The organism is Streptomyces roseolilacinus (genome assembly GCF_014649335.1).
Taxonomy (GTDB): domain Bacteria; phylum Actinomycetota; class Actinomycetes; order Streptomycetales; family Streptomycetaceae; genus Streptomyces; species Streptomyces roseolilacinus.
In genome coordinates this window covers 338832-357313 of sequence record NZ_BMSV01000007.1, presented here as the reverse complement: position 1 = coordinate 357313, position 18482 = coordinate 338832, and the positions used below count along the sequence as shown (strand labels likewise).

Sequence of the window (18482 nt, the reverse complement as noted above, 5' to 3'; positions counted from 1 at the left end):
GCGCTCACACGTTCACCTTTCCCTAAGAAAACACGGCACCGCGTGCCCAGAATCATGGCACCCGATGCCGACTTTGCCCGTTGACATAAGATTTTGCCGTTCTCCCTTTGATCGATCATCGATCACGGTCGTACAGTCGTCGGCGGACTTCAACAGAGGTCCCCCTCGCCCTGTCCTGCCAAGACCAAGGGCTCCACACCCCTTCGACTCAGGAAGGCGGCGATTATGACCGACCCCACCCGCATCCAGCCGAGCGAGCTCGACCAGCTCCCGGACCGCGACCCCGAGGAGACCGCCGAGTGGCAGGCGTCCCTGGACGCCGTGACCGCCGCGGCGGGGCCGCACCGTGCCGCGTACCTGATGCGCCGCACCCTGGAGCGGGCCCAGGACTCCGGTCTGGCGCTGCCGAAGCTGCTCGAGACGGACTACGTCAACACCATCCCGACCGCCGCCGAGGCCGGCTACGGCTTCGAGGGCGACGAGGAGCTGGAGACCCGGATCACCGCCTGGAACCGGTGGAACGCCGCCGCCATGGTGACCCGCGGCTCCAAGTACGGCGTCGGCGGCCACATCGCCACCTTCGCCTCCGCGGCCTGGCTCTACGAGACCGGCTTCAACCACTTCTTCCACGGCAAGGAGCGGGACGGCTCGGGCGACCAGCTGTTCATCCAGGGCCACGCCTCCCCCGGCATCTACGCCCGCGCCTTCCTCGACGGCCGCCTCACCGAGGCGCACCTCGACAACTTCCGCCAGGAGGCCGGCGGCAACGGCCTGCCCTCCTACCCGCACCCGCGCCGGCTGCCGTGGCTGTGGGAGTTCCCGACCGTCTCCATGGGTCTGGGCCCGCTCTCCGCCATCTACCAGGCGCGGTTCAACCGCTACCTCACCCACCGCGGCATCAAGGACGTCTCCGCCTCGCACGTGTGGGCGTTCCTCGGCGACGGCGAGATGGACGAGCCCGAGTCGACGGCCGCGCTCGCGCTCGCCGCGCGCGAGGGCCTCGACAACCTGACCTTCGTCATCAACTGCAACCTGCAGCGCCTCGACGGCCCGGTCCGCGCCAACTTCAAGATCGTGCAGGAGCTGGAGGCCCAGTTCCGCGGCGCCGGCTGGAACGTGGTGAAGACCCTGTGGGGCACGGCCTGGGACGAGCTGTTCCGGCTCGACACCACCGGCGCCCTCGTCCGCCGCCTCCGCGAGGTCCCGGACGCGCAGGTCCAGACGTACCAGACCCGCGACGCCGCCTACATCCGCGAGGACTTCTTCGGCAAGGACCCGGCCCTCGTCGAGATGGCGAGGCTGCTGTCCGACGACAAGATCGTCGAGTGCTTCCACTTCTCGCGCGGCGGCCACGAGGCCCGCAAGGTCTTCGCCGCGTACAAGGCCGCGCTGGGCCACAAGGGCGCGCCGACGGTGATCCTCGCCCAGACCGTGAAGGGCCACACCCTCGGCAAGGGCTTCGCGTCCAAGAACGCCAACCACCAGATGAAGAAGCTGACGGTGGACGAGTTCAAGGACATGCGCGACCTCCTCGGCCTGCCCATCCCGGACAGCGCCTTCGAGGACGGCCAGGTGCCCTACGGCCACCCGGGCGCCGACTCCCCCGAGGTCCGCTACCTCCAGGAGCGCCGCGCGGCCCTCGGCGGCCCCGCCCCGGCCCGCCGCGTCCACCCGGTCGCGCCGCTGCCGGCCCCGGCGGAGAAGGCGTTCGCCGCGTTCGACAAGGGCTCCGGCTCGCAGTCCGTCGCGACCACCATGGCGTTCGTCCGCCTCGTCAAGGACCTGGTCCGCGACAAGGAGACCGGCAGGCGCTGGGTGCCGATCGTCCCGGACGAGGCCCGCACGTTCGGCATGGAGTCGCTGTTCCCGTCGCTCGGCATCTACTCGCCGAAGGGCCAGACGTACGAGCCGGTCGACCGCGACCAGCTGATGTACTACAAGGAGGCCGTCAACGGCCAGATCCTGAACGAGGGCATCACCGAGGCCGGCTCGATGGCCGACTTCATCGCCGCGTCCACCGCGTACTCCACGCACGGCGAGCCGATGATCCCGTTCTACATCTTCTACTCGATGTTCGGCTGGCAGCGCACCGCCGACCAGATGTGGCAGCTCGGCGACCAGCTCGGCCGCGGCTTCCTCGTCGGCGCCACCGCCGGCCGCACGACGCTGACCGGCGAGGGCCTCCAGCACGCCGACGGCCACTCCCCCGTCATCGCGGCGACCAACCCGGCGGCGCTGACGTACGACCCGGCGTTCGCGTACGAGGTCGCGGTGATCGTCAAGGACGGCCTGCGCCGGATGTACGGCGAGGGCGCCCCGGGCGAGGACCCGAACGTCTTCTACTACCTGACGGTCTACAACGAGCCGATGCCGCAGCCCGCCAAGCCGGCCGTGGAGAACGTCGACGAGGGCATCGTCAAGGGCCTGTACCGGTTCAAGGAGGGCTCGGGCGCCGAGGGCGCGCCGCGCCTCCAGCTGCTCGCCTCGGGCACCGCGATCCACTGGGCGCTGGACGCCCAGCGGACGCTGGCCGAGGAGTGGGGCGTGACCGCCGACGTGTGGTCCGCGACCTCCTGGACCGAGCTGCGGCGCGACGCGCTGGAGGCCGACGCGGCGCTGCTGCGCGGCGAGGAGCGGGTGCCGTACGTGCGCCAGGCGCTGGCCGACGCGCCGGGCCCGGTGCTGGCCGTCAGCGACTACATGCGCCAGGTCCCCGACCAGATCGCGCAGTGGGTCGAGCAGGACTACACGTCGCTGGGCGCCGACGGCTTCGGCCTGTCGGACACCCGCGAGGCGGCCCGCCGCCACTTCGGCGTGGACGCCCCGTCGATCGTCGTCGCCGCGCTGGCCCAGCTCGCCCGCCGCGGCGAGGTCCCGGCCTCCTCGGTGAAGGACGCCCGGGAGCGGTACGGCCTGTAGGCCCGCCCCTCCCGCACCCGTGCCCCGGCCGCCGTCACGGCGGCCGGGGCACGGTCGTACCCGGGGGCCGCCGCCGGGCATGATGGCGTGATGCGTGCCGCTCGCCTGATCAGGATGGTGCTGTTGCTCCAGTCCCGGCCGTCCATGACCGCCGCCGAACTGGCCCGGGAGCTGGAGGTGTCCGAACGGACGGTGACCCGGGACGCGCTGGCCCTCTCCGAGGCGGGAGTCCCGGTCTACGCGGACCGGGGGCGCGGCGGCGGCTACCGGCTCGTGGGCGGCTACCGGACCCGGCTGACCGGCCTCGCCCGCGGCGAGGCGGAGGCGCTGTTCCTGTCGGGGGTGCCGGGCGCGCTGCGCGAGATGGGGCTGGAGGACGCGGCGTCGGCGGCCCGCCTGAAGGTGTCGGCGGCGTTGCTGCCGTCGCTGCGGGACGCCCCCCGGACGGCGGCGCAGCGGTTCCACCTGGACGCGCCGGGCTGGTACCAGGAGCCGGAGACGCCGGGGCTGCTGCCGGTGCTCGCGGAGGCGGTGTGGGGCGACCGACTCGTCGACGCCCGGTACCTGCGGGGCGAGCGCGAGGTGGAGCGGGAGCTCGCGCCGTACGGGCTCGTGCTGAAGGCGGGGGTCTGGTACCTGTGCGCGCGGTGCGGCGACGCGGTGCGGGTCTACCGCGTGGACCGGTTCACCCGGGTCGCCCTGCGCGAGGAGGGGTTCGACCGGGACGAGTCGTTCGACCTGCCGGGGTTCTGGGAGGAGCGGGCCGCCCAGTTCGCGCGGTCCCTGCTGCGCACGGCGGTCGTGGTGCGGCTCTCGGAGGCGGGGGCGCGCGCCCTGCCGTACGTGACGGACCGCTCGGCGGCGCGGGAGGCGCTGGAGGCGGCCGGGCCCCCCGACCCCGCCGGCCGGGTGACGGTCACCCTGCCGGCGGAGTCCGAGGAGGTGGTGTTCGGGCAGCTGCTGGCGCTGGGCCCGGAGGCCGAGGTGCTGGAGCCGCCCTCGCTCCGGGAGCGGTTCGCGGGGGCGGCGGCGCGGATGGCGCAGCTGTACGGGCGGGATCAGCGGTAGTCGTCCGCGGACGCGTCCTTGCCGCCGTCGACGACGTCGCGGAAGTACCCCCAGGCGTCCGGCCGCGACCCGTCGGCGTCGGTGAAGCCGTACTCCTTGGCGAGCGTTCCGCTGTCCAGGGACCGGCCGTTCCAGCGGCCGCGGTCCGGGTCGGCGGCGAGGGCGGCGACGGCCCGGCCGACGTACACGGGCGACTCGGCGACGGCGAAGTGCGGTTCGCGGGCGCAGGCGTCGCGCCAGTTCTCCTCCCGTACGCCGAAGTGGTCGAGCATCGCCTCGGAGCGCAGGAACCCGGGGGTGAGCGCGACGGCGGTGCCGCCCACGTCCTTCAGGTCGTGGGAGAGGGCGAACGCCATGCGGATCGGGGCGGTCTTGGCGAGGTCGAAGTAGAACTGCTCGCGGAAGCGCCGGTTGTACTCGGCGTTGCCGTCCGTCATCTCGACGACCAGGCCGCCGGGGCGGCGCACCAGCAGCGGCAGGGCGACGCTGCTGGTGATGGCGTGGCTGCGGACCCCGAGGTCCAGCATGCGCAGACCCTGGTCGAGGTCGATGTCCCACATCTTGGCGTTCCAGGTGGACAGGAGCAGGTGGTCGCCGCCCCAGCAGCTGTTGACGAGGACGTCGAGACGGCCCTGCTCGGCGTCGATCCGGGCGACGAGGGCGCGCACCTGGTCCGGTACCAGGTGGTCGGTGGGGACGGCGACGCCCCGGCCGCCGGCCGCGGTGACCAGCTCGGCGGTCTCCTCGATCGTCTCCGTGGACCGGCCGACCTCGCTGACGTGCTCGCGGGTGGTGCGCCCGGTGGCGTAGACGGTGGCGCCGGCGGCGCCGAGCTCGACGGCGATGGCGCGGCCCGCGCCCCGGGTGGCGCCGGCGACGAGGGCGACGGTGCCGGCGAGGGGCCGGTCGCGGTGTTCGGTGCTGTGGTTCGTCATGAGGTGACCGTCCCACCCAAAGGCGACACCTCCTGTCGGGTTTTCCGGCGGGTTTCGTCCGGGTGCTCCGCCCGCGCCGTTCCCCGTGCGGTACCTCCCGTCACACCGGATGCTGGTCCCGTGATGGACGAGACGGAGTTCTGGGAGATCGTCGACTCGACCCGCGAGGCCGCCGAGGGCGACCCCGAGGACCACGCCGAGCTGCTCGTGGAACGGCTGGTGCGGCTGGACCCCGACTCCGTCCTCGACTTCGCCCGCCACTTCGAGGCGCGGTACAACCGCGCGTACACCTGGGATCTGTGGGCGGCGGCCGCGGTGCTGCTGGGCGGGGCCGGGGAGGACGCGTTCGACGGCTTCCGGTGCTGGCTGATCGGCCGGGGCCGGGAGGTGTTCGAGGGCGCGGTGCACGACGCGGAGACGCTCGCGGAGCTGCTGGAGGACTTCGATCCGGCGGTCGACGGGGACGGCGAGGAGCTGGGGTACGCGGCGGACGAGGCGTACGAGCAGCTCACCGGCGTGGACGCGCCGGACCTGGGGCTCGCCCCGCAGCCGTCCGGACCGGAGGGCACACCGCTGGACGTGGACGACGACGCGGCGCTGGCGGAGCGGCTGCCCCGGCTGTGGGACCGCTTCGGCGGCTAGGACGCGGCGGGGAGTGGCCGGGGAGCGGTCAGGGAGCGGCCGGGGCCGTCAGCCGGTGAGGGGCCGGCCCATGAACACGTCGTCGACGTACGCCCCGTCCAGCAGGAACTCCCCCGGCAGGACGCCCTCGACGGCGAAGCCCTCCGACGCGTACAGGGCGCGGGCGGGCGCGTTGTGGCCGAGGACGCGCAGGGTGACGCGGGTGGCGCCCTGGCGGCGGGCCTCCGCGCAGGCGGCGCGCAGCAGGGCGCGGGCGACGCCCCGGCCCCGGGCGGACTCGGCGACGGCGAGGCCCTGGATCTGGCGCACGTGGCCGTTGCAGGCGAGGCGGGTGGGGAGACCGAGGCGGACGTAGCCCACGGGGCCGTCGCCGAGGTCCGCGACGAGGTAGTTCTCCGGGCGGTGGTCGGCGTCGAAGAACGGGTCGAACGGCGGCTGCGGGCGCGGCACCACGGCGTGCAGCGTCGACCAGGTGGTGTAGTCGATCAGGCTGAGGGCCTCGGCGTCGTCGGGTCGCGCGGGGCGTATGGGGGAGGAGGTCATGGCCGTCACTGTGCCACGGGGGCAGGATGGGGTCATGTCTCCTTCCCCGGGTTCCTCGTCGCCCTCCGCCTCCTCCTCCCCGTCCCCGCGCCGGCGGGTCGCCGTGACCGGTGCCGGCGGGTTGATCGGCTCCGCCCTGGTGCGCTCGCTGCGGGCGGACGGGCACGAGGTCGTCCGGCTGGTGCGGCGGCCGGCGCGCGGCGCGGACGAGGTGGAGTGGGACCCGAAGCGGCAGCGCGTGGACGTGGCGGGGCTCGCCGGCTGCGACGCGGTGGTGCACCTGGCGGGCGCCGGGGTGGGCGACCGGCGCTGGTCGGAGGCGTACAAGAGGGAGATCCGCGACAGCCGCGTGCTGGGCACGGCCGCGATCGCGGAGGCGGTGGCGTCGCTGGACGTGCCCCCGCGGGTGCTGGTGTGCGGGACGGCCCTCGGGTACTACGGCGACACCGGCACGCGCGCGGTGGACGAGTCGGCCCCGGCGGGCGAGGGGTTCCTGCCGTCGGTGTGCGTGGAGTGGGAGGAGGCGGCCGCGGCGGCCGAGGAGGCCGGCATCCGCGTCGCGTACGCCCGCACGGGCCTGGTGGTGGCCGCGCGGGGCGGGGCGTGGGGGCGGTTGTTCCCGCTGTTCCGCGCGGGGCTGGGCGGGCGGCTGGGGGACGGGCGGCAGTACTGGAGCTTCATCGCCCTGCACGACGAGGTGGCGGCGCTGCGGCACCTCGTCGACACCCCGGAGCTGTCGGGGCCGGTGAACCTGACGGCCCCGGAGCCGGTCACCAACCGGGAGGTGACGGCCGCGATGAGCCGCGTCCTGCGCCGCCCGGCGGTCCTCCACGTCCCGGCGCCGGCCCTCCGCCTGGCCCTGGGCGACTTCGCCCACGACGTCCTGGGCAGCCAGCGGGTGCTGCCGCGCCGTCTCCTGGACTCGGGCTTCCGCTTCGCCTTCCCGACGGTGGACTCGGCGATCCGCGCGGCGGCCTGACCCGCACCGGCCGGCGGGCGGGGCGCCCGGCCGCCCGGGGCCGGACGGTACGGGCCCGGCCACGCGGGGTCCGGTCGCACGGGCCCGGTCGCGGGGGAAGGCGGTCCGCCTCGGGAGGCGGGTGTACGGAAGGCCGTGCGGTCGTACGGGAGGAGGCCGTGCGCTCGTACGGGAGGGCCGTGCGGCGCGCGCCGCGCGGCGCCCGGGCACGTGCGGCGCGGGAGGCCGCGGCAGCACGCGTGTGCGACCTCCGTGCTTCGGTGACCCCCCGCACGCGCGACTCCCCCGTACCGGCCGGTCGGCCTACGCTCTGGTGCCGCTCGGGGCGCCCGGACCCGTACTCCGGCATTCCGGGGGCCCGTCCAGGGCATGAGCCACCCACGCACCGAACCGTCATCCGGGGAGGATCACGTGCTCAGTACCGCAGATCACGCGGACGTCGTCGTCGTCGGAGCCGGGCTCGCGGGGCTGGCCGCGGCTCACCAGCTGACCAGCGCCGGACTGGTCGTACGGGTCCTGGAGGCCGCTCCACGGGTCGGCGGGCGGATGGCCACCGACCACGTCGACGGGTTCCGCCTCGACCGGGCCGGGCAGCTGCTCAACACGTCGTACCCGGAGCTGCACCGCGTCGCCGGGGTGGACGCCGGGGCCCTGCGGCGGTTCCAGCCGGGGGTGCTGGTGCACAGCGCGGGCCGGCTGCACCGCACCGGCGAGGTCCGGGGCGGCCCGCGGTCCGCGCTCACCCGGGCGAGGGCGCTGGCGAGCGGTCCGCGCCCGCTGGACCAGGCCCGCCTCGGCGCGTCGCTGGCCCGGCTCGCCGGCACCCCCACGGAGCGGTTGCTGGCCCGCCGGGAGCGCCCCGCCGCGGAGGCCCTGGCGGCCCGCGGCCTGCCGCCGCGGACGGTGGAGACGTTCCTGCGGCCACTGCTGAGCGCCCTGCTCGGCGACCCGGACCTGACCACCTCCAGCCGGTGCGCCGACCTGGCGCTGCGCGGGTTCGCGCGGGGGCGGCTGTGCGTCCCGGCGGGCGGGGCGTCCCGGCTGCCGGAGCGGATGGCGGCGGCGCTGCCGGCCGGGTCGGTCCGCACCGGGGTGCGGGTCAAGGACGCGTCGATCAGCCGGGTGGTCACCGCGGAGCACGGGGAGTTCACCTGCCGGTCGCTGGTGGTGGCGACGGGGGCGCGGGCCGCCGCGGAGCTGCTGCCGGGGCTGCGGGTGCCGGGGTTCCACGCGGTGACGGTCCTGCACCACACCGCGCCCGCCGCGCCGCTGACGGCTCCGGCGCTGGTGCTGGACGCGGACCGGGCGGGCCCGGTGTCGCACACGGCGGTGATGAGCGAGGTGGACCCGACGAGGGCGCCGCACGGCCGGGTGCTGATCACTTCCACGGTGCTCGGCACGCCCCCGGACGACCTGGACGCCCGGGTGCGGCGGCACCTGGCGGCGCTGTACGGCACGGGGACGGCGGACTGGGAGCTCCTGGGGGTGCGGCACGACCCGGAGGCGGTGCCGGCCATGCCGGCCCCGCACGACCTGCGGCGCCCGGTGCGGCTGCTGGCGGGGCTGTACGTGTGCGGCGACCACCGGGACGTGAGCTCCCCGCAGGGCGCGCTCCACTCGGGCCGCCGCGCGGCCCAGGCGATCCTCCGGGACCTGGGCCTCCCGCCGGCCGACCCGTCCCTCCGCGAGGAGGAGGCGGCGTAGACCGGGGCCTGCCCGCACGGGGCCGTCCGCGGGGCCTCCCGGGCGGCGCGGGCGCGCCGGGCCGCCCGGGAACGCGACCGCGTCCCGGGCGCCCCGACCCGGCCCCCGGCCCCCGCGCTCGCGGGGGCCGGGGGCCGGCGGCCGGGGTCACGCCGCCGGCGCGTTCAGTCCAGTGCCGCCGTCCGCTCCCGGTAGGCGCGCACCGGCAGGGCGTCGCGGTGGGGGTCCAGACGGCGTTCGAAGTCGCGGACGTACTCCACCGCGCGGGCCGAGCGCATCTCGGCGGCCTGCCGCGCCGCCTCCGCGCCCAGGGCGCACGCCTGCTCCAGTTCGCCGAGGGCGAGGCGTGCCGAGGCCAGGACGACGCGGCAGAACGTACGGCTGCGCGCGTACCCCGGCGCGTAGAGCTGGAGCGCGCGCTCCGCGTACTGCGCGGCGGCCCGGTACTGCTGGAGGTCCCGGTGGCAGTGCGCGAACTCGTCCGCCAGCTGCGCCTCGTCGAAGGCGCGCGCCCAGGGCGGCACCTCCTCCCCGGGGCGGGCGCCCTCCAGCACCCGTTCGGCGCGCACCAGCGACGCGGTGCAGGCCCGCACCTCCCCCAGCACGGCGTGCCCCCGCGCCTCCACCGCGTGCAGCATCGACTGGACGACGGGCGGCGCCGACGAGCCGACGCCCTGCTGGGCGACGCGCGCCAGCTGCACGGCCTCCCGCCCGTGGCCCAGGTAGACGGCCTGGCGGCTCATCGTGACCAGGACGTACGAGCCGTACACCCGGTCCCCCGCCGCCTGGGACAGCCGCAGGGCCTGCACGAAGTACCGCTGGGCCAGCCCGTGCGCGGCGATGTCGTACGACGTCCAGCCGGCCAGCCGGGTCAGGTCGGCGGCCGCGGCGAACAGCCGCCGCCCGGTGGACTCGCCGTAGCTGCCGCGCAGCATGGGCTCGGCCTCGTGCTCCAGGTACCGGACGAGGGCCTGCCGGGCGTGGCCTCCGCCGTACGCGTGGTCCACCGTGCGGAACAGCTCGCCGACCGAGCGGAGCGCCGCGACGTCCCCGGCGGTCACCCGCTGCCCCGCCCCGGCCTCGGTGCCGCGCCGGCGCAGCGGGGGGAGGGCGGCGTCGGCCGGGGCGGACGCGCCGGCGGGTCCCGCCGGGCCGGTCCTGGCGGCGGGCACCGGCCGGGCGGGGGCACCGGCCGGGCGGGGGCGCCCGCCGGTCCGGGCGCGCCGGCCGGGCGCGGCGGGGCCCCGCGGAGCGGGCCGGCCGTACGGGCGGTGCCGGGGCCGGGGCCGCCCTGGCCGGGGCGGGCCCCGGCCAGGCCGAGCGGCGCCGTGCCGGGGGCGCCGTGACCGTGCGGACGCCCCTGCGCCGGTACGCGCCCGCCCGGCGGCGGGGCGGCGGCCGGGCCGGGGGCGGCGTGCGGGGGCTCGTCGTGGCCGACGTGCTCGTCGGTGCGGCCGATCAGCCAGTCGCGGCTGGGGACGACCAGCCCCGCCGGGGTGAAGGCGATCTTCCGCAGCTCGGCGTGGCTGCCGGAGTCCTTGCGCCACAGCCCGCTGACGATGTCGACGGCCTCCTCGGGGGTGGCGGCGAACTCCAGGCCCGCGTACACCGGCGCGCAGGCGTCGAGGCCGAGGTCCTGGGCGGACAGGCGCCGGCCGAGGCGCCGGGTGAACACCTCGGCGATCAGCGCGGGGGTGGTGCCGCGTGGCTGCTGCCCGCGCAGCCAGCGGGTGACGGAGGTCTTGTCGTAGCGGAGGTCGAGTCCGTGCTCGAGGCCGAGCTGATCCACCCGTCTGGCAAGACCTGCGTTGGAGAACCCTGCTTCCGCGATCAGTGCGGCGAGCTGGCGGTTGGGGTTGCGCTGCGGGGGTCGATCCGTCATCAGCTGTGCGGTCTCCTGCCTTCCGGGCCGGGGTCAGCCCCCTTGGAACGGCGCGAATTTAACCGTCGCGGGCGCCGATACCGCCGCCTTCGCCCTGCATTCATCCGATCGTGTGAGGTTCGGATCCGGCAGTGACGCCCGCGGACCGCCTCCGGCGCCCGTCCCGCCCCGGGCGCTCCTCCCGTCCCGCGCCCCCCCGGGGCCCCGTCCGGGCCCGCCCGGTCCGCTGCGCCGCGGCCGCCGTACAGTGGCAGGGGCGCGGGACGCGCATTTCTAGGGAGACGGTGCCGTGAGCGAGCTGCGATTCGTCCATCTGGGGTTCGGTGAGGACGCCGTGGACTACCTGGAGGCATGGGAGAGGCAGCGCGAGGTCCACGCCGCCCGCTTCGCGGACGAGGTGCCCGACACCTGCCTGCTGCTGGAGCACCCCCCCGTGTACACGGCGGGGCGGCGCACCGCGGACGGCGAGCGCCCGCTGGACGGCACCCCGGTCGTGGACGTGGACCGCGGCGGGAAGATCACCTGGCACGGCCCCGGCCAGCTGGTGGGCTACCCGATCCTGAAGCTGCCCCGCCCGGTGGACGTCGTCGCGCACGTGCGGCGCCTGGAGGAGGCGCTGATCCGCACGGCGGCGGAGTTCGGGCTGGAGACGACCCGCGTCGAGGGCCGCAGCGGCGTGTGGGTGCTGGGCGACCCGGTCGAGGAGCGGCCCGCGTTCGGCGGGCTGTCGCTGGACCTCGACCCGCGGCTGGCCGACGAGGAGTTCGACCCGCGCCTGAGCGGCCCCGAGTACGCCCCGTCCAACGCGGGCCAGCGCCGCGAGGACCGCAAGCTCGCGGCGATCGGCATCCGCGTCGCCAAGGGCGTCACCATGCACGGCTTCGCGCTGAACGTGAACCCGGACAACACCTGGTTCGACCGCATCGTCCCGTGCGGCATCCGCGACGCGGGGGTGACGTCGCTGGCGAACGAGCTGGGCCGCGAGGTGACGATCGCCGAGGTCCTGCCGGTGGCGGAGCGCCACCTGCGGGCCGTGCTGGAGGACGCCGAGCCGCGGCCGCGCGTGATCGACCGGACGCCGGAGCCCGTGGGGGCGCCGGAGGGGGCGGCGACCGCCTGACCGCCCCGGACCTGGGGGGGAATGCGTCCCTCTGGCCGGAGGTTGGCCAGAGGCGAGGCCGCACTTTTGACGGGCGTACCCTGGTGTTCGCCGAAGAATCGAAGCCGTAGGAGCCAGCCGTGTCCGCAGTCGCACCCGACGGACGCAAGATGCTGCGCCTGGAGGTCCGGAACAGCCAGACCCCCATCGAGCGCAAGCCCGAGTGGATCAAGACTCGGGCGAAGATGGGCCCCGAGTACAACCAGCTCCAGAAGCTCGTCAAGAGCGAGGGGCTGCACACGGTCTGCCAGGAGGCGGGCTGTCCGAACATCTTCGAGTGCTGGGAGGACCGCGAGGCGACCTTCCTCATCGGCGGCGACCAGTGCACGCGGCGCTGCGACTTCTGCCAGATCGACACGGGCAAGCCGCAGGACCTCGACCTCGACGAGCCGCGCCGCGTCGGCGAGTCCGTCGTGACGATGGACCTGAACTACGCCACGATCACCGGCGTCGCGCGCGACGACCTGGAGGACGGCGGCGCCTGGCTGTACGCGGAGACGGTCCGCCAGATCCACGCGATGACCGCGGACCGCGAGGGCGGCCACACCAAGGTCGAGCTGCTGATCCCCGACTTCAACGCCGTCCCGGAGCAGCTGGCCGAGGTCTTCTCGTCCCGCCCCGAGGTGCTGGCGCACAACGTCGAGACGGTCCCCCGGATCTTCAAGCGGATCCGCCCCGCGTTCCGGTACGAGCGGTCGCTGGAGGTCGTCACGCGGGCCCGCGAGGCCGGCCTGGTGACGAAGTCGAACCTGATCCTCGGCATGGGCGAGACCCGCGAGGAGGTCAGCGAGGCGCTGCGGGACCTGCACGAGGCCGGCTGCGAGCTGATCACCATCACCCAGTACCTGCGGCCCTCCGTGCGCCACCACCCGGTGGAGCGCTGGGTGAAGCCGCAGGAGTTCGTGGAGCTGAAGGAGGAGGCCGAGGAGATCGGCTTCTCCGGGGTCATGTCGGGCCCGCTGGTCCGCTCCTCGTACCGCGCGGGCCGGCTGTTCCAGCAGGCGATGGAGGCCCGCGGCGCGGCCGCGGAGGCCGCGCGGGCGGTGTGACGTCCGGCACGGCCCGGCGCCCGGCCGTACGTTCCCGCGCAGGTGGACGCCTGCGCGGGGGCGTGCGGACGGCGCCGGGCCGTCGCCGTCGTTTGACCGGCCGGACACGCGCTGGTAACACCGGTGAGTGACGATGGTCGTACGCACCGTGCGGGCACCCGCCCCGGTGGGTGTGCCGTCCGGACCCCCGGCGGCGCCCCGCGGGCGCCGGCCCGGTGTGCCGGCCCGGCCCCGTCCACATCCGCCCACCCGCTCCAGGGGGACACCGACATGCAGGCCCCGAGTCAGCAGGTACACGCCCACGCCCTCCCGTCCGTCACCGGCGCCCTGCGCGCCGTCGAGTCGCTGCTGCTGCGCGGCGGCCAGCGGACGGCCCGCCGCAACGCCTGGACGTCCGTGCTGGAGGACCGCCGCAGGGCCCGCGCCCGGGTCGAGGCGCAGCACGTACTGGAGGCCGCGGCGAGCCGGGCGCCGTCGGACACGTAAACTTCTGAGCATGGCGAGGAAGTCACATTCAGACAGCGGTGACGCCGCTGCGAACCCCGGGCGGCTGAAGCAGATCGCCCTGACGTACAAGATGACCCGGCGGTCCGATCCGAAGGTCGGGCTTGTCATCGCGGGCGTGGGGATCGTCGTGTTCGGCGCCCTCCTCGCGATCGGCTTCCTGATCGGGCACCCGGTCTACCTGGGCATCCTGGGCTTCCTGCTGGCCTTCCTCGCGATGGCGATCGTCTTCGGGCGGCGTGCCGAGCGGGCGGCCTTCGGGCAGATGGAGGGCCAGCCGGGTGCGGCCGCGGCCGTCCTGCAGAACGTGGGCCGCGGCTGGACGACCACGCCGGCGGTGGCGATGAACCGCAGCCAGGACGTGATCCACCGCGCGGTCGGCCGTCCCGGCATCGTCCTGGTCGCCGAGGGCAACCCCAACCGGCTCAAGAGCCTGCTGGCGGCCGAGAAGAAGCGGATGGCCCGCATCGTGGTGGACGTGCCGGTGCACGACATCATCGTCGGCGACGGCGAGGGCCAGGTGCCGCTGAAGAAGGTCCGCACGACGATGCTGAAGATGCCGCGCGTGCTGACCGCGGCGCAGGTGACGGTGGCGAACGACCGGCTGCGGGCCATGGGCGACCTGATGAGCAACATGCCGCTGCCCAAGGGCCCCATGCCGAAGGGCGCGCGCATGCCGCGCGGCGGAAGGCTCCGCTGACACGCACGAACCGAGAACGGGGGAGGGCGGCCGCATCGCGGCCGCCCTCCCCCGTTCTCCGCTCCCGCCGCAGCCGGGCTACATCATCCGCACCTGCACGGCGCGGGCGAGCCGGTCGTGCAGCCCGCGGCCGTCGCGGTCCCAGATCAGGGCGGGGATGGCGAGGCAGAGCAGCGCGGTGCGGACGACGGCGCGGCCGAAGCCGAGCCGCTGCCCGTCCTCGGCGATGACGCGCAGGCCGAGGAGCCGCTTGCCGGGGGTGCAGCCGATGGTGCCGACGGTGAGGACGCCGAGGACGAACAGCACGCCGAGGGCCCAGTTGCCCGCCGCGTTCCCGTCACCTCCGGTGATCAGTCCGTATGCGATGAGCATGCAGAGGGACCAGTCGATGAAGAGGGCGCCGAAGCGCCGTCCGAGGGGGGCCACGGAGCCGGGTCCCGTCTCCGGCAGACCGAGCCGTTCACCCCGGTAGCCGAAGTCGGCGCCCATCTCCTCGGCCGCCGCGCGCGGCCCGGAGAGCCACGATCCGATTACTCGCCTGTTGTCCACCCGTACACGGTACTGCGACCCCTTTTGATCACTGCGGGCCGGGCCGCCCGCGGGCCGCGCGCCACCGCCGTCCACCGGGCACGGAGGGCCGCACCGGTTAACTTGTGCGAAACAAATGGGTCATGCTTGAGAAATCCCGGGTACCTATGGTCGGGTCCAGCGTGGGTCACCGCACTGGCCGCACGAACGAGCTGCAACCCCGCCCTCCCCCGGGTGGGAGTAGGAGGAGTTGGATGTTCCAGAACGCCGACGAGGCCAAGAAGTTCATCAAGGACAACGACGTCAAGATGGTCGACGTCCGGTTCTGTGACCTCCCGGGTGTGATGCAGCACTTCACCATCCCGGCGACGGCGTTCGACCCGTCCGAGGAGCTGGCCTTCGACGGCTCGTCGATCCGCGGTTTCCAGGCCATCCACGAGTCCGACATGGCGCTGCGCGCGGACCTGTCGACGGCGCGTCTCGACCCGTTCCGCCGGGACAAGACGCTGAACATCAACTTCTTCATCCACGACCCGATCACGGGTGAGCAGTACAGCCGCGACCCGCGCAACATCGCGAAGAAGGCGGAGGCGTACCTCACCTCCACCGGCATCGCCGACACGGCCTTCTTCGGCCCGGAGGCGGAGTTCTACGTCTTCGACTCCGTCCGCTTCAACACCTCCGCGAACGAGGGCTTCTACCACATCGACTCCGAGGCGGGCGCCTGGAACACCGGTGCGGTCGAGGACAACCGCGGTTACAAGGTCCGCTACAAGGGCGGCTACTTCCCCGCCCCGCCGGTCGACCACTTCGCCGACCTGCGCGCGGAGATCTCCCTGGAGCTGGAGAAGTCCGGCCTGCAGGTCGAGCGCCAGCACCACGAGGTGGGCACCGCCGGCCAGGCGGAGATCAACTACAAGTTCAACACGCTGCTGGCCGCCGCCGACGACCTGATGCTCTTCAAGTACATCGTGAAGAACGTCGCGTGGCGCAACGGCAAGACCGCGACCTTCATGCCGAAGCCGATCTTCGGTGACAACGGCTCGGGCATGCACGTCCACCAGTCCCTGTGGTCCGGCGGCGAGCCGCTGTTCTACGACGAGCAGGGCTACGCCGGGCTGTCGGACATGGCCCGCTACTACATCGGCGGCATCCTGAAGCACGCCCCGTCGCTGCTGGCCTTCACCAACCCGACGGTCAACTCGTACCACCGCCTGGTGCCGGGCTTCGAGGCGCCGGTGAACCTGGTGTACTCGCAGCGCAACCGCTCGGCCGCGATGCGCATCCCGATCACCGGCTCGAACCCGAAGGCCAAGCGCGTCGAGTTCCGCGCCCCGGACCCGTCCTCCAACCCGTACCTGGCCTTCTCGGCCCTCCTCCTCGCGGGCCTGGACGGCATCAAGAACAAGATCGAGCCGGCGGAGCCGATCGACAAGGACCTCTACGAGCTGGCCCCCGAGGAGCACGCGGGCGTCGCCCAGGTCCCGACCTCCCTCCCCGCCGTCCTCGACGCGCTGGAGGAGGACAACGAGTACCTCCAGGCGGGCGGCGTCTTCACGTCCGACCTGATCGAGACGTGGATCGACTACAAGCGCACGAACGAGATCGCCCCGATCCAGCTCCGTCCGCACCCGCACGAGTTCGAGCTGTACTTCGACCTGTAGGCCGCGGGTCCGTTCCCGCGCCGGGCAGCCTTCGAGGGCCGCCACCCCCTGGGGTGGCGGCCCTCGCCGCTTCGCGGGGGCGGGGCACCGGGCCGTCGAGGGGGCCCGGCGCGGCGTGCGGTGGGGCGGCGGGGCGTGGGGTGCCCGCGGCGGCCGGGGCCCTGCCCCGCCCGCCGCGGGCCGGTCGGTCGGCGGTCGGTCAGTGGGTGGAGCGGATCAGCGAGCGGACCATGCGGCAGGTCGTGTCGGACGGCGGGTGGATGCCGAGGTCCTGGGCCGTGGCGCGGATCCTCTTGTCGTCGGCCTTGGAGGCGATGTACACGCCCGAGTCGAGCAGGGCTATCGCGAGGCGCATGGCCTTGAGGCGGCGGTTGTGGGAGACGTACCACTCGCGCGGCTGTCCGGCCGGGAGCGGCTTCTTCCGCAGGGGCTTCCAGGGTTCGAGCGGCAGCGGCGTGACGGTGGCGACGGCCATCGGCGACCTCCTGGTGCGGGGTGTGAGGGCCCTCCCCCGGACCCTCACTGACTGCTTCGATTCTACCGGCGGGCACTGACAAACGGCCCTGGCCAGACGGGGTCCGGGGGCCTTTCCGGGGGTACGGTGGCGGCATGGAGATCTGGATCAATCCCGCCTGTTCCAAGTGCCGTGGCGCGTTGGACCTGCTCGACGCGGAGGGCGCCCGGTACACGGTCCGCCGGTACCTGGAGGACGTGCCGTCCGCCGACGAGATCCGCGACGTCCTGGACCGGCTCGGGCTGGAGCCGTGGGACATCACCCGCACCCAGGAGGCCGAGGCGAAGGAGCTGGGGGTGAAGGACTGGCCACGCGACGAGGCGTCCCGCGGGCGGTGGATCGAGGCGCTGGCCGCGCACCCGAAGCTCATCCAGCGGCCCCTCATCACCGCCGACGACGGCACGGCGGTGGTCGGCCGCTCGGAGGAGGCCGTCCGGGAGGCGCTGTCCCGGTCCTGAGGCGCCGACCCGGTTTTGAGGCGTTGTCCCGGTGCCGAGGTGCGGGGCGGCGCTGGGTGGGGGTCTTTCGTCCGGGGCGTCCGCGCCGGTGCGGGCCTCCCCGCCCGCTCCCGCACCGCCCGCGGTCCGGGGCCCGTACGGGCCCCGGACCCGTACGGGCCTCAGGCCGCCGGCCGCCCCTCCGCCTCGGCCAGGATCTCCGTCATCCGCAGCCCGAACCAGGCGTCGCACCCGTGCGGCACGCCCGTCCGCGCCGCCTCCAGCAGCGCGTCCACCGCCGCCGCGAACGACCCGACCGCGTCGTCCCAGCGCGGCATGTCCACCTGCCCCCGGTCGCCGTGCAGCGTGATGCCCGCGCTCGCCGCCGCGACCGGCGCGCTGAGCGAGAGGACCGCCGAGGCGGCCGCGCCGCCCGCGTGCCGCAGCGCCAGCTGCCGGGTGTCGTCCGGGCCCGCCGCGGCCACCACCTCCGTCACGTCGCCCAGCACCGGCAGCAGCACCGACAGGACGTGCGGGCCCACGTCCCACAGGGCGCCCTTCTCCCGGCGCCACGGCGACGCGGCGTACGCGCTGGCCGAACCCGGCGAGAACAGCGCGCCCAGCCAGTGGGCCCGCGCCAGGTACCAGCCGCCCGCCGCCGCCTGCTCCTCGATCCACGGCGCGGTGGCCGCCGCGAACCGCAGCGTGCAGAACACCACGGACGCCACCCCGGCCTTCTCCGCCGCCAGCGCCACCTCCCGCGCGCCCGCCACGCTCGTCGCGACCGGCTTGTCCAGCAGCAGGTGGCACCCGGCCGCCGCGGCCCGCGCGGCGAGCGGCGCCTGCACGTCGGGCGGCAGCGCGAGGGCCACGGCGTCGCTCGCCGCGAACAGGGCGTCGACGTCCTCGTACGCGCGCGTGCCGAACTCCGCGGCGATCCCGGCGGCCGCGTCCGGCCGCCTCCCCCACACCCCGCTGAAGTCCACGTCCGGGTGCGCCGCCAGCGCGGGGGCGTGCGTGCGGGTGGCCCAGGGGCCCGTGCCGAGGAGTCCGATGCGTATCGCCTTCGTCATGTCCGCAAGTCTGCCCGCCGCTCGAAAACCATGCCGGTCCGGGCGCCTCCGGTGCTACCTTTCCCGGGCCGGCCGCGGGACTCCGGCGTGACTTCCGAGACCTGCCCTGTAAGCAACGCCTTCGCTGTTCACGCCCTCATTCCCCGGCCGGCGCACACCACCGCACACGCACCGCCGGCCGA

Annotated in this window: 16 protein-coding genes and 1 pseudogene; 11 read left to right on the top strand and 6 right to left on the bottom strand. The window is 74.7% G+C overall.

Annotated features, from left to right (window positions below; genetic code table 11):
* Positions 1–225 precede the first annotated feature (225 nt).
* Positions 226–2919: a pyruvate dehydrogenase (acetyl-transferring), homodimeric type gene (aceE, locus tag IE106_RS19340; RefSeq protein ID WP_189535678.1), complete on the top strand. Its 2694-nt coding sequence runs from the start codon at positions 226–228 to the stop codon at positions 2917–2919.
* Between the two features lie 90 nt (positions 2920–3009).
* Positions 3010–3987, top strand: a complete 978-nt coding sequence (locus IE106_RS19335; protein WP_189535676.1) for a helix-turn-helix transcriptional regulator — start codon at positions 3010–3012, stop codon at positions 3985–3987.
* Here IE106_RS19335 and IE106_RS19330 read toward each other — a convergent pair.
* Positions 3978–4922 carry an SDR family oxidoreductase gene (locus tag IE106_RS19330; RefSeq protein ID WP_189535674.1) on the bottom strand — a complete coding sequence of 315 codons (945 nt, stop codon included), beginning with the start codon at positions 4920–4922 and terminating at the stop codon, positions 3978–3980. The genes IE106_RS19335 and IE106_RS19330 overlap by 10 nt on opposite strands.
* 123 nt (positions 4923–5045) lie before the next feature.
* On the opposite strand from IE106_RS19330, the gene IE106_RS19325 reads away from it, so the two are divergent.
* On the top strand, positions 5046–5564 hold the full coding sequence (locus IE106_RS19325; RefSeq protein ID WP_189535932.1) for a DUF4240 domain-containing protein: 519 nt from the start codon (positions 5046–5048) through the stop codon (positions 5562–5564).
* A gap of 48 nt (positions 5565–5612) precedes the next feature.
* Here IE106_RS19325 and IE106_RS19320 read toward each other — a convergent pair whose 3' ends face one another.
* On the bottom strand, positions 5613–6107 hold the full coding sequence (locus IE106_RS19320) for a GNAT family N-acetyltransferase (protein WP_189535672.1): 495 nt from the start codon (positions 6105–6107) through the stop codon (positions 5613–5615).
* Positions 6108–6141: 34 nt separating this feature from the next.
* Here IE106_RS19320 and IE106_RS19315 point away from each other — a divergent pair, with 34 nt between their 5' ends.
* Complete coding sequence (locus IE106_RS19315; protein WP_189535670.1) at positions 6142–7086, top strand: TIGR01777 family oxidoreductase; 945 nt, start codon at positions 6142–6144, stop codon at positions 7084–7086.
* Between the two features lie 411 nt (positions 7087–7497).
* Positions 7498–8790 carry an NAD(P)/FAD-dependent oxidoreductase gene (locus IE106_RS19310; protein ID WP_189535668.1) on the top strand — a complete coding sequence of 431 codons (1293 nt, stop codon included), beginning with the start codon at positions 7498–7500 and terminating at the stop codon, positions 8788–8790.
* A 164-nt stretch (positions 8791–8954) separates the two neighbouring features.
* Here the strand turns inward: IE106_RS19310 and IE106_RS19305 are convergent.
* Positions 8955–10672, bottom strand: a pseudogene (locus IE106_RS19305) (NsdA family TPR-like regulatory protein).
* A gap of 289 nt (positions 10673–10961) precedes the next feature.
* Between IE106_RS19305 and lipB the strand changes: the two are divergent.
* From lipB to IE106_RS19285, 4 genes are all read left to right on the top strand, one after another.
* Positions 10962–11792 (top strand): lipoyl(octanoyl) transferase LipB, encoded by an 831-nt coding sequence (gene lipB / locus IE106_RS19300; RefSeq protein ID WP_189535666.1) that lies wholly within the window; start codon positions 10962–10964, stop codon positions 11790–11792.
* Between the two features lie 119 nt (positions 11793–11911).
* Positions 11912–12880, top strand: a complete 969-nt coding sequence (gene lipA / locus IE106_RS19295; protein WP_189535664.1) for a lipoyl synthase — start codon at positions 11912–11914, stop codon at positions 12878–12880.
* Between the two features lie 270 nt (positions 12881–13150).
* Positions 13151–13366 carry an SCO2195 family GlnR-regulated protein gene (locus tag IE106_RS19290; RefSeq protein WP_189535662.1) on the top strand — a complete coding sequence of 72 codons (216 nt, stop codon included), beginning with the start codon at positions 13151–13153 and terminating at the stop codon, positions 13364–13366.
* 10 nt (positions 13367–13376) lie between these two features.
* Complete coding sequence (locus IE106_RS19285; protein WP_189535660.1) at positions 13377–14084, top strand: DUF4191 domain-containing protein; 708 nt, start codon at positions 13377–13379, stop codon at positions 14082–14084.
* A 78-nt stretch (positions 14085–14162) separates the two neighbouring features.
* Here IE106_RS19285 and IE106_RS19280 read toward each other — a convergent pair whose 3' ends face one another.
* Positions 14163–14633, bottom strand: a complete 471-nt coding sequence (locus tag IE106_RS19280) for an RDD family protein (RefSeq protein ID WP_189535659.1) — start codon at positions 14631–14633, stop codon at positions 14163–14165.
* A 233-nt stretch (positions 14634–14866) separates the two neighbouring features.
* Between IE106_RS19280 and glnA the strand changes: the two genes are divergently transcribed.
* Positions 14867–16276: a type I glutamate--ammonia ligase gene (gene glnA / locus IE106_RS19275; protein WP_189535657.1), complete on the top strand. Its 1410-nt coding sequence runs from the start codon at positions 14867–14869 to the stop codon at positions 16274–16276.
* A 199-nt stretch (positions 16277–16475) separates the two neighbouring features.
* Here glnA and IE106_RS19270 read toward each other — a convergent pair whose 3' ends face one another.
* Positions 16476–16751 (bottom strand): hypothetical protein, encoded by a 276-nt coding sequence (locus tag IE106_RS19270; RefSeq protein ID WP_189535655.1) that lies wholly within the window; start codon positions 16749–16751, stop codon positions 16476–16478.
* Between the two features lie 134 nt (positions 16752–16885).
* Between IE106_RS19270 and IE106_RS19265 the strand changes: the two genes are divergently transcribed.
* Positions 16886–17248, top strand: a complete 363-nt coding sequence (locus tag IE106_RS19265; protein WP_189535653.1) for an arsenate reductase family protein — start codon at positions 16886–16888, stop codon at positions 17246–17248.
* 161 nt (positions 17249–17409) lie between these two features.
* Here the strand turns inward: IE106_RS19265 and IE106_RS19260 are convergent, their stop codons facing one another.
* The gene (locus IE106_RS19260) at positions 17410–18300 is read right to left on the bottom strand and encodes a Gfo/Idh/MocA family protein (RefSeq protein WP_189535651.1); all 891 of its coding nucleotides are present in this window, start codon (positions 18298–18300) and stop codon (positions 17410–17412) included.
* Positions 18301–18482: the final 182 nt, after the last annotated feature.

Excerpts from the sequence above, each read along its gene's own strand:
- IE106_RS19315 (WP_189535670.1), top strand. The coding sequence starts at position 6,142 with ATGTCTCCTTCCCCGGGTTCCTCGTCGCCCTCCGCCTCCTCCTCCCCG.
- IE106_RS19320 (WP_189535672.1), bottom strand. The coding sequence starts at position 6,107 with ATGACCTCCTCCCCCATACGCCCCGCGCGACCCGACGACGCCGAGGCC.
- aceE (WP_189535678.1), top strand. The coding sequence starts at position 226 with ATGACCGACCCCACCCGCATCCAGCCGAGCGAGCTCGACCAGCTCCCG.
- IE106_RS19325 (WP_189535932.1), top strand. The coding sequence starts at position 5,046 with ATGGACGAGACGGAGTTCTGGGAGATCGTCGACTCGACCCGCGAGGCC.
- IE106_RS19330 (WP_189535674.1), bottom strand. The coding sequence starts at position 4,922 with ATGACGAACCACAGCACCGAACACCGCGACCGGCCCCTCGCCGGCACC.
- IE106_RS19285 (WP_189535660.1), top strand. The coding sequence starts at position 13,377 with ATGGCGAGGAAGTCACATTCAGACAGCGGTGACGCCGCTGCGAACCCC.
- IE106_RS19270 (WP_189535655.1), bottom strand. The coding sequence starts at position 16,751 with ATGGCCGTCGCCACCGTCACGCCGCTGCCGCTCGAACCCTGGAAGCCC.
- IE106_RS19260 (WP_189535651.1), bottom strand. The coding sequence starts at position 18,300 with ATGACGAAGGCGATACGCATCGGACTCCTCGGCACGGGCCCCTGGGCC.
- IE106_RS19290 (WP_189535662.1), top strand. The coding sequence starts at position 13,151 with ATGCAGGCCCCGAGTCAGCAGGTACACGCCCACGCCCTCCCGTCCGTC.
- IE106_RS19265 (WP_189535653.1), top strand. The coding sequence starts at position 16,886 with ATGGAGATCTGGATCAATCCCGCCTGTTCCAAGTGCCGTGGCGCGTTG.
- glnA (WP_189535657.1), top strand. The coding sequence starts at position 14,867 with ATGTTCCAGAACGCCGACGAGGCCAAGAAGTTCATCAAGGACAACGAC.
- IE106_RS19335 (WP_189535676.1), top strand. The coding sequence starts at position 3,010 with ATGCGTGCCGCTCGCCTGATCAGGATGGTGCTGTTGCTCCAGTCCCGG.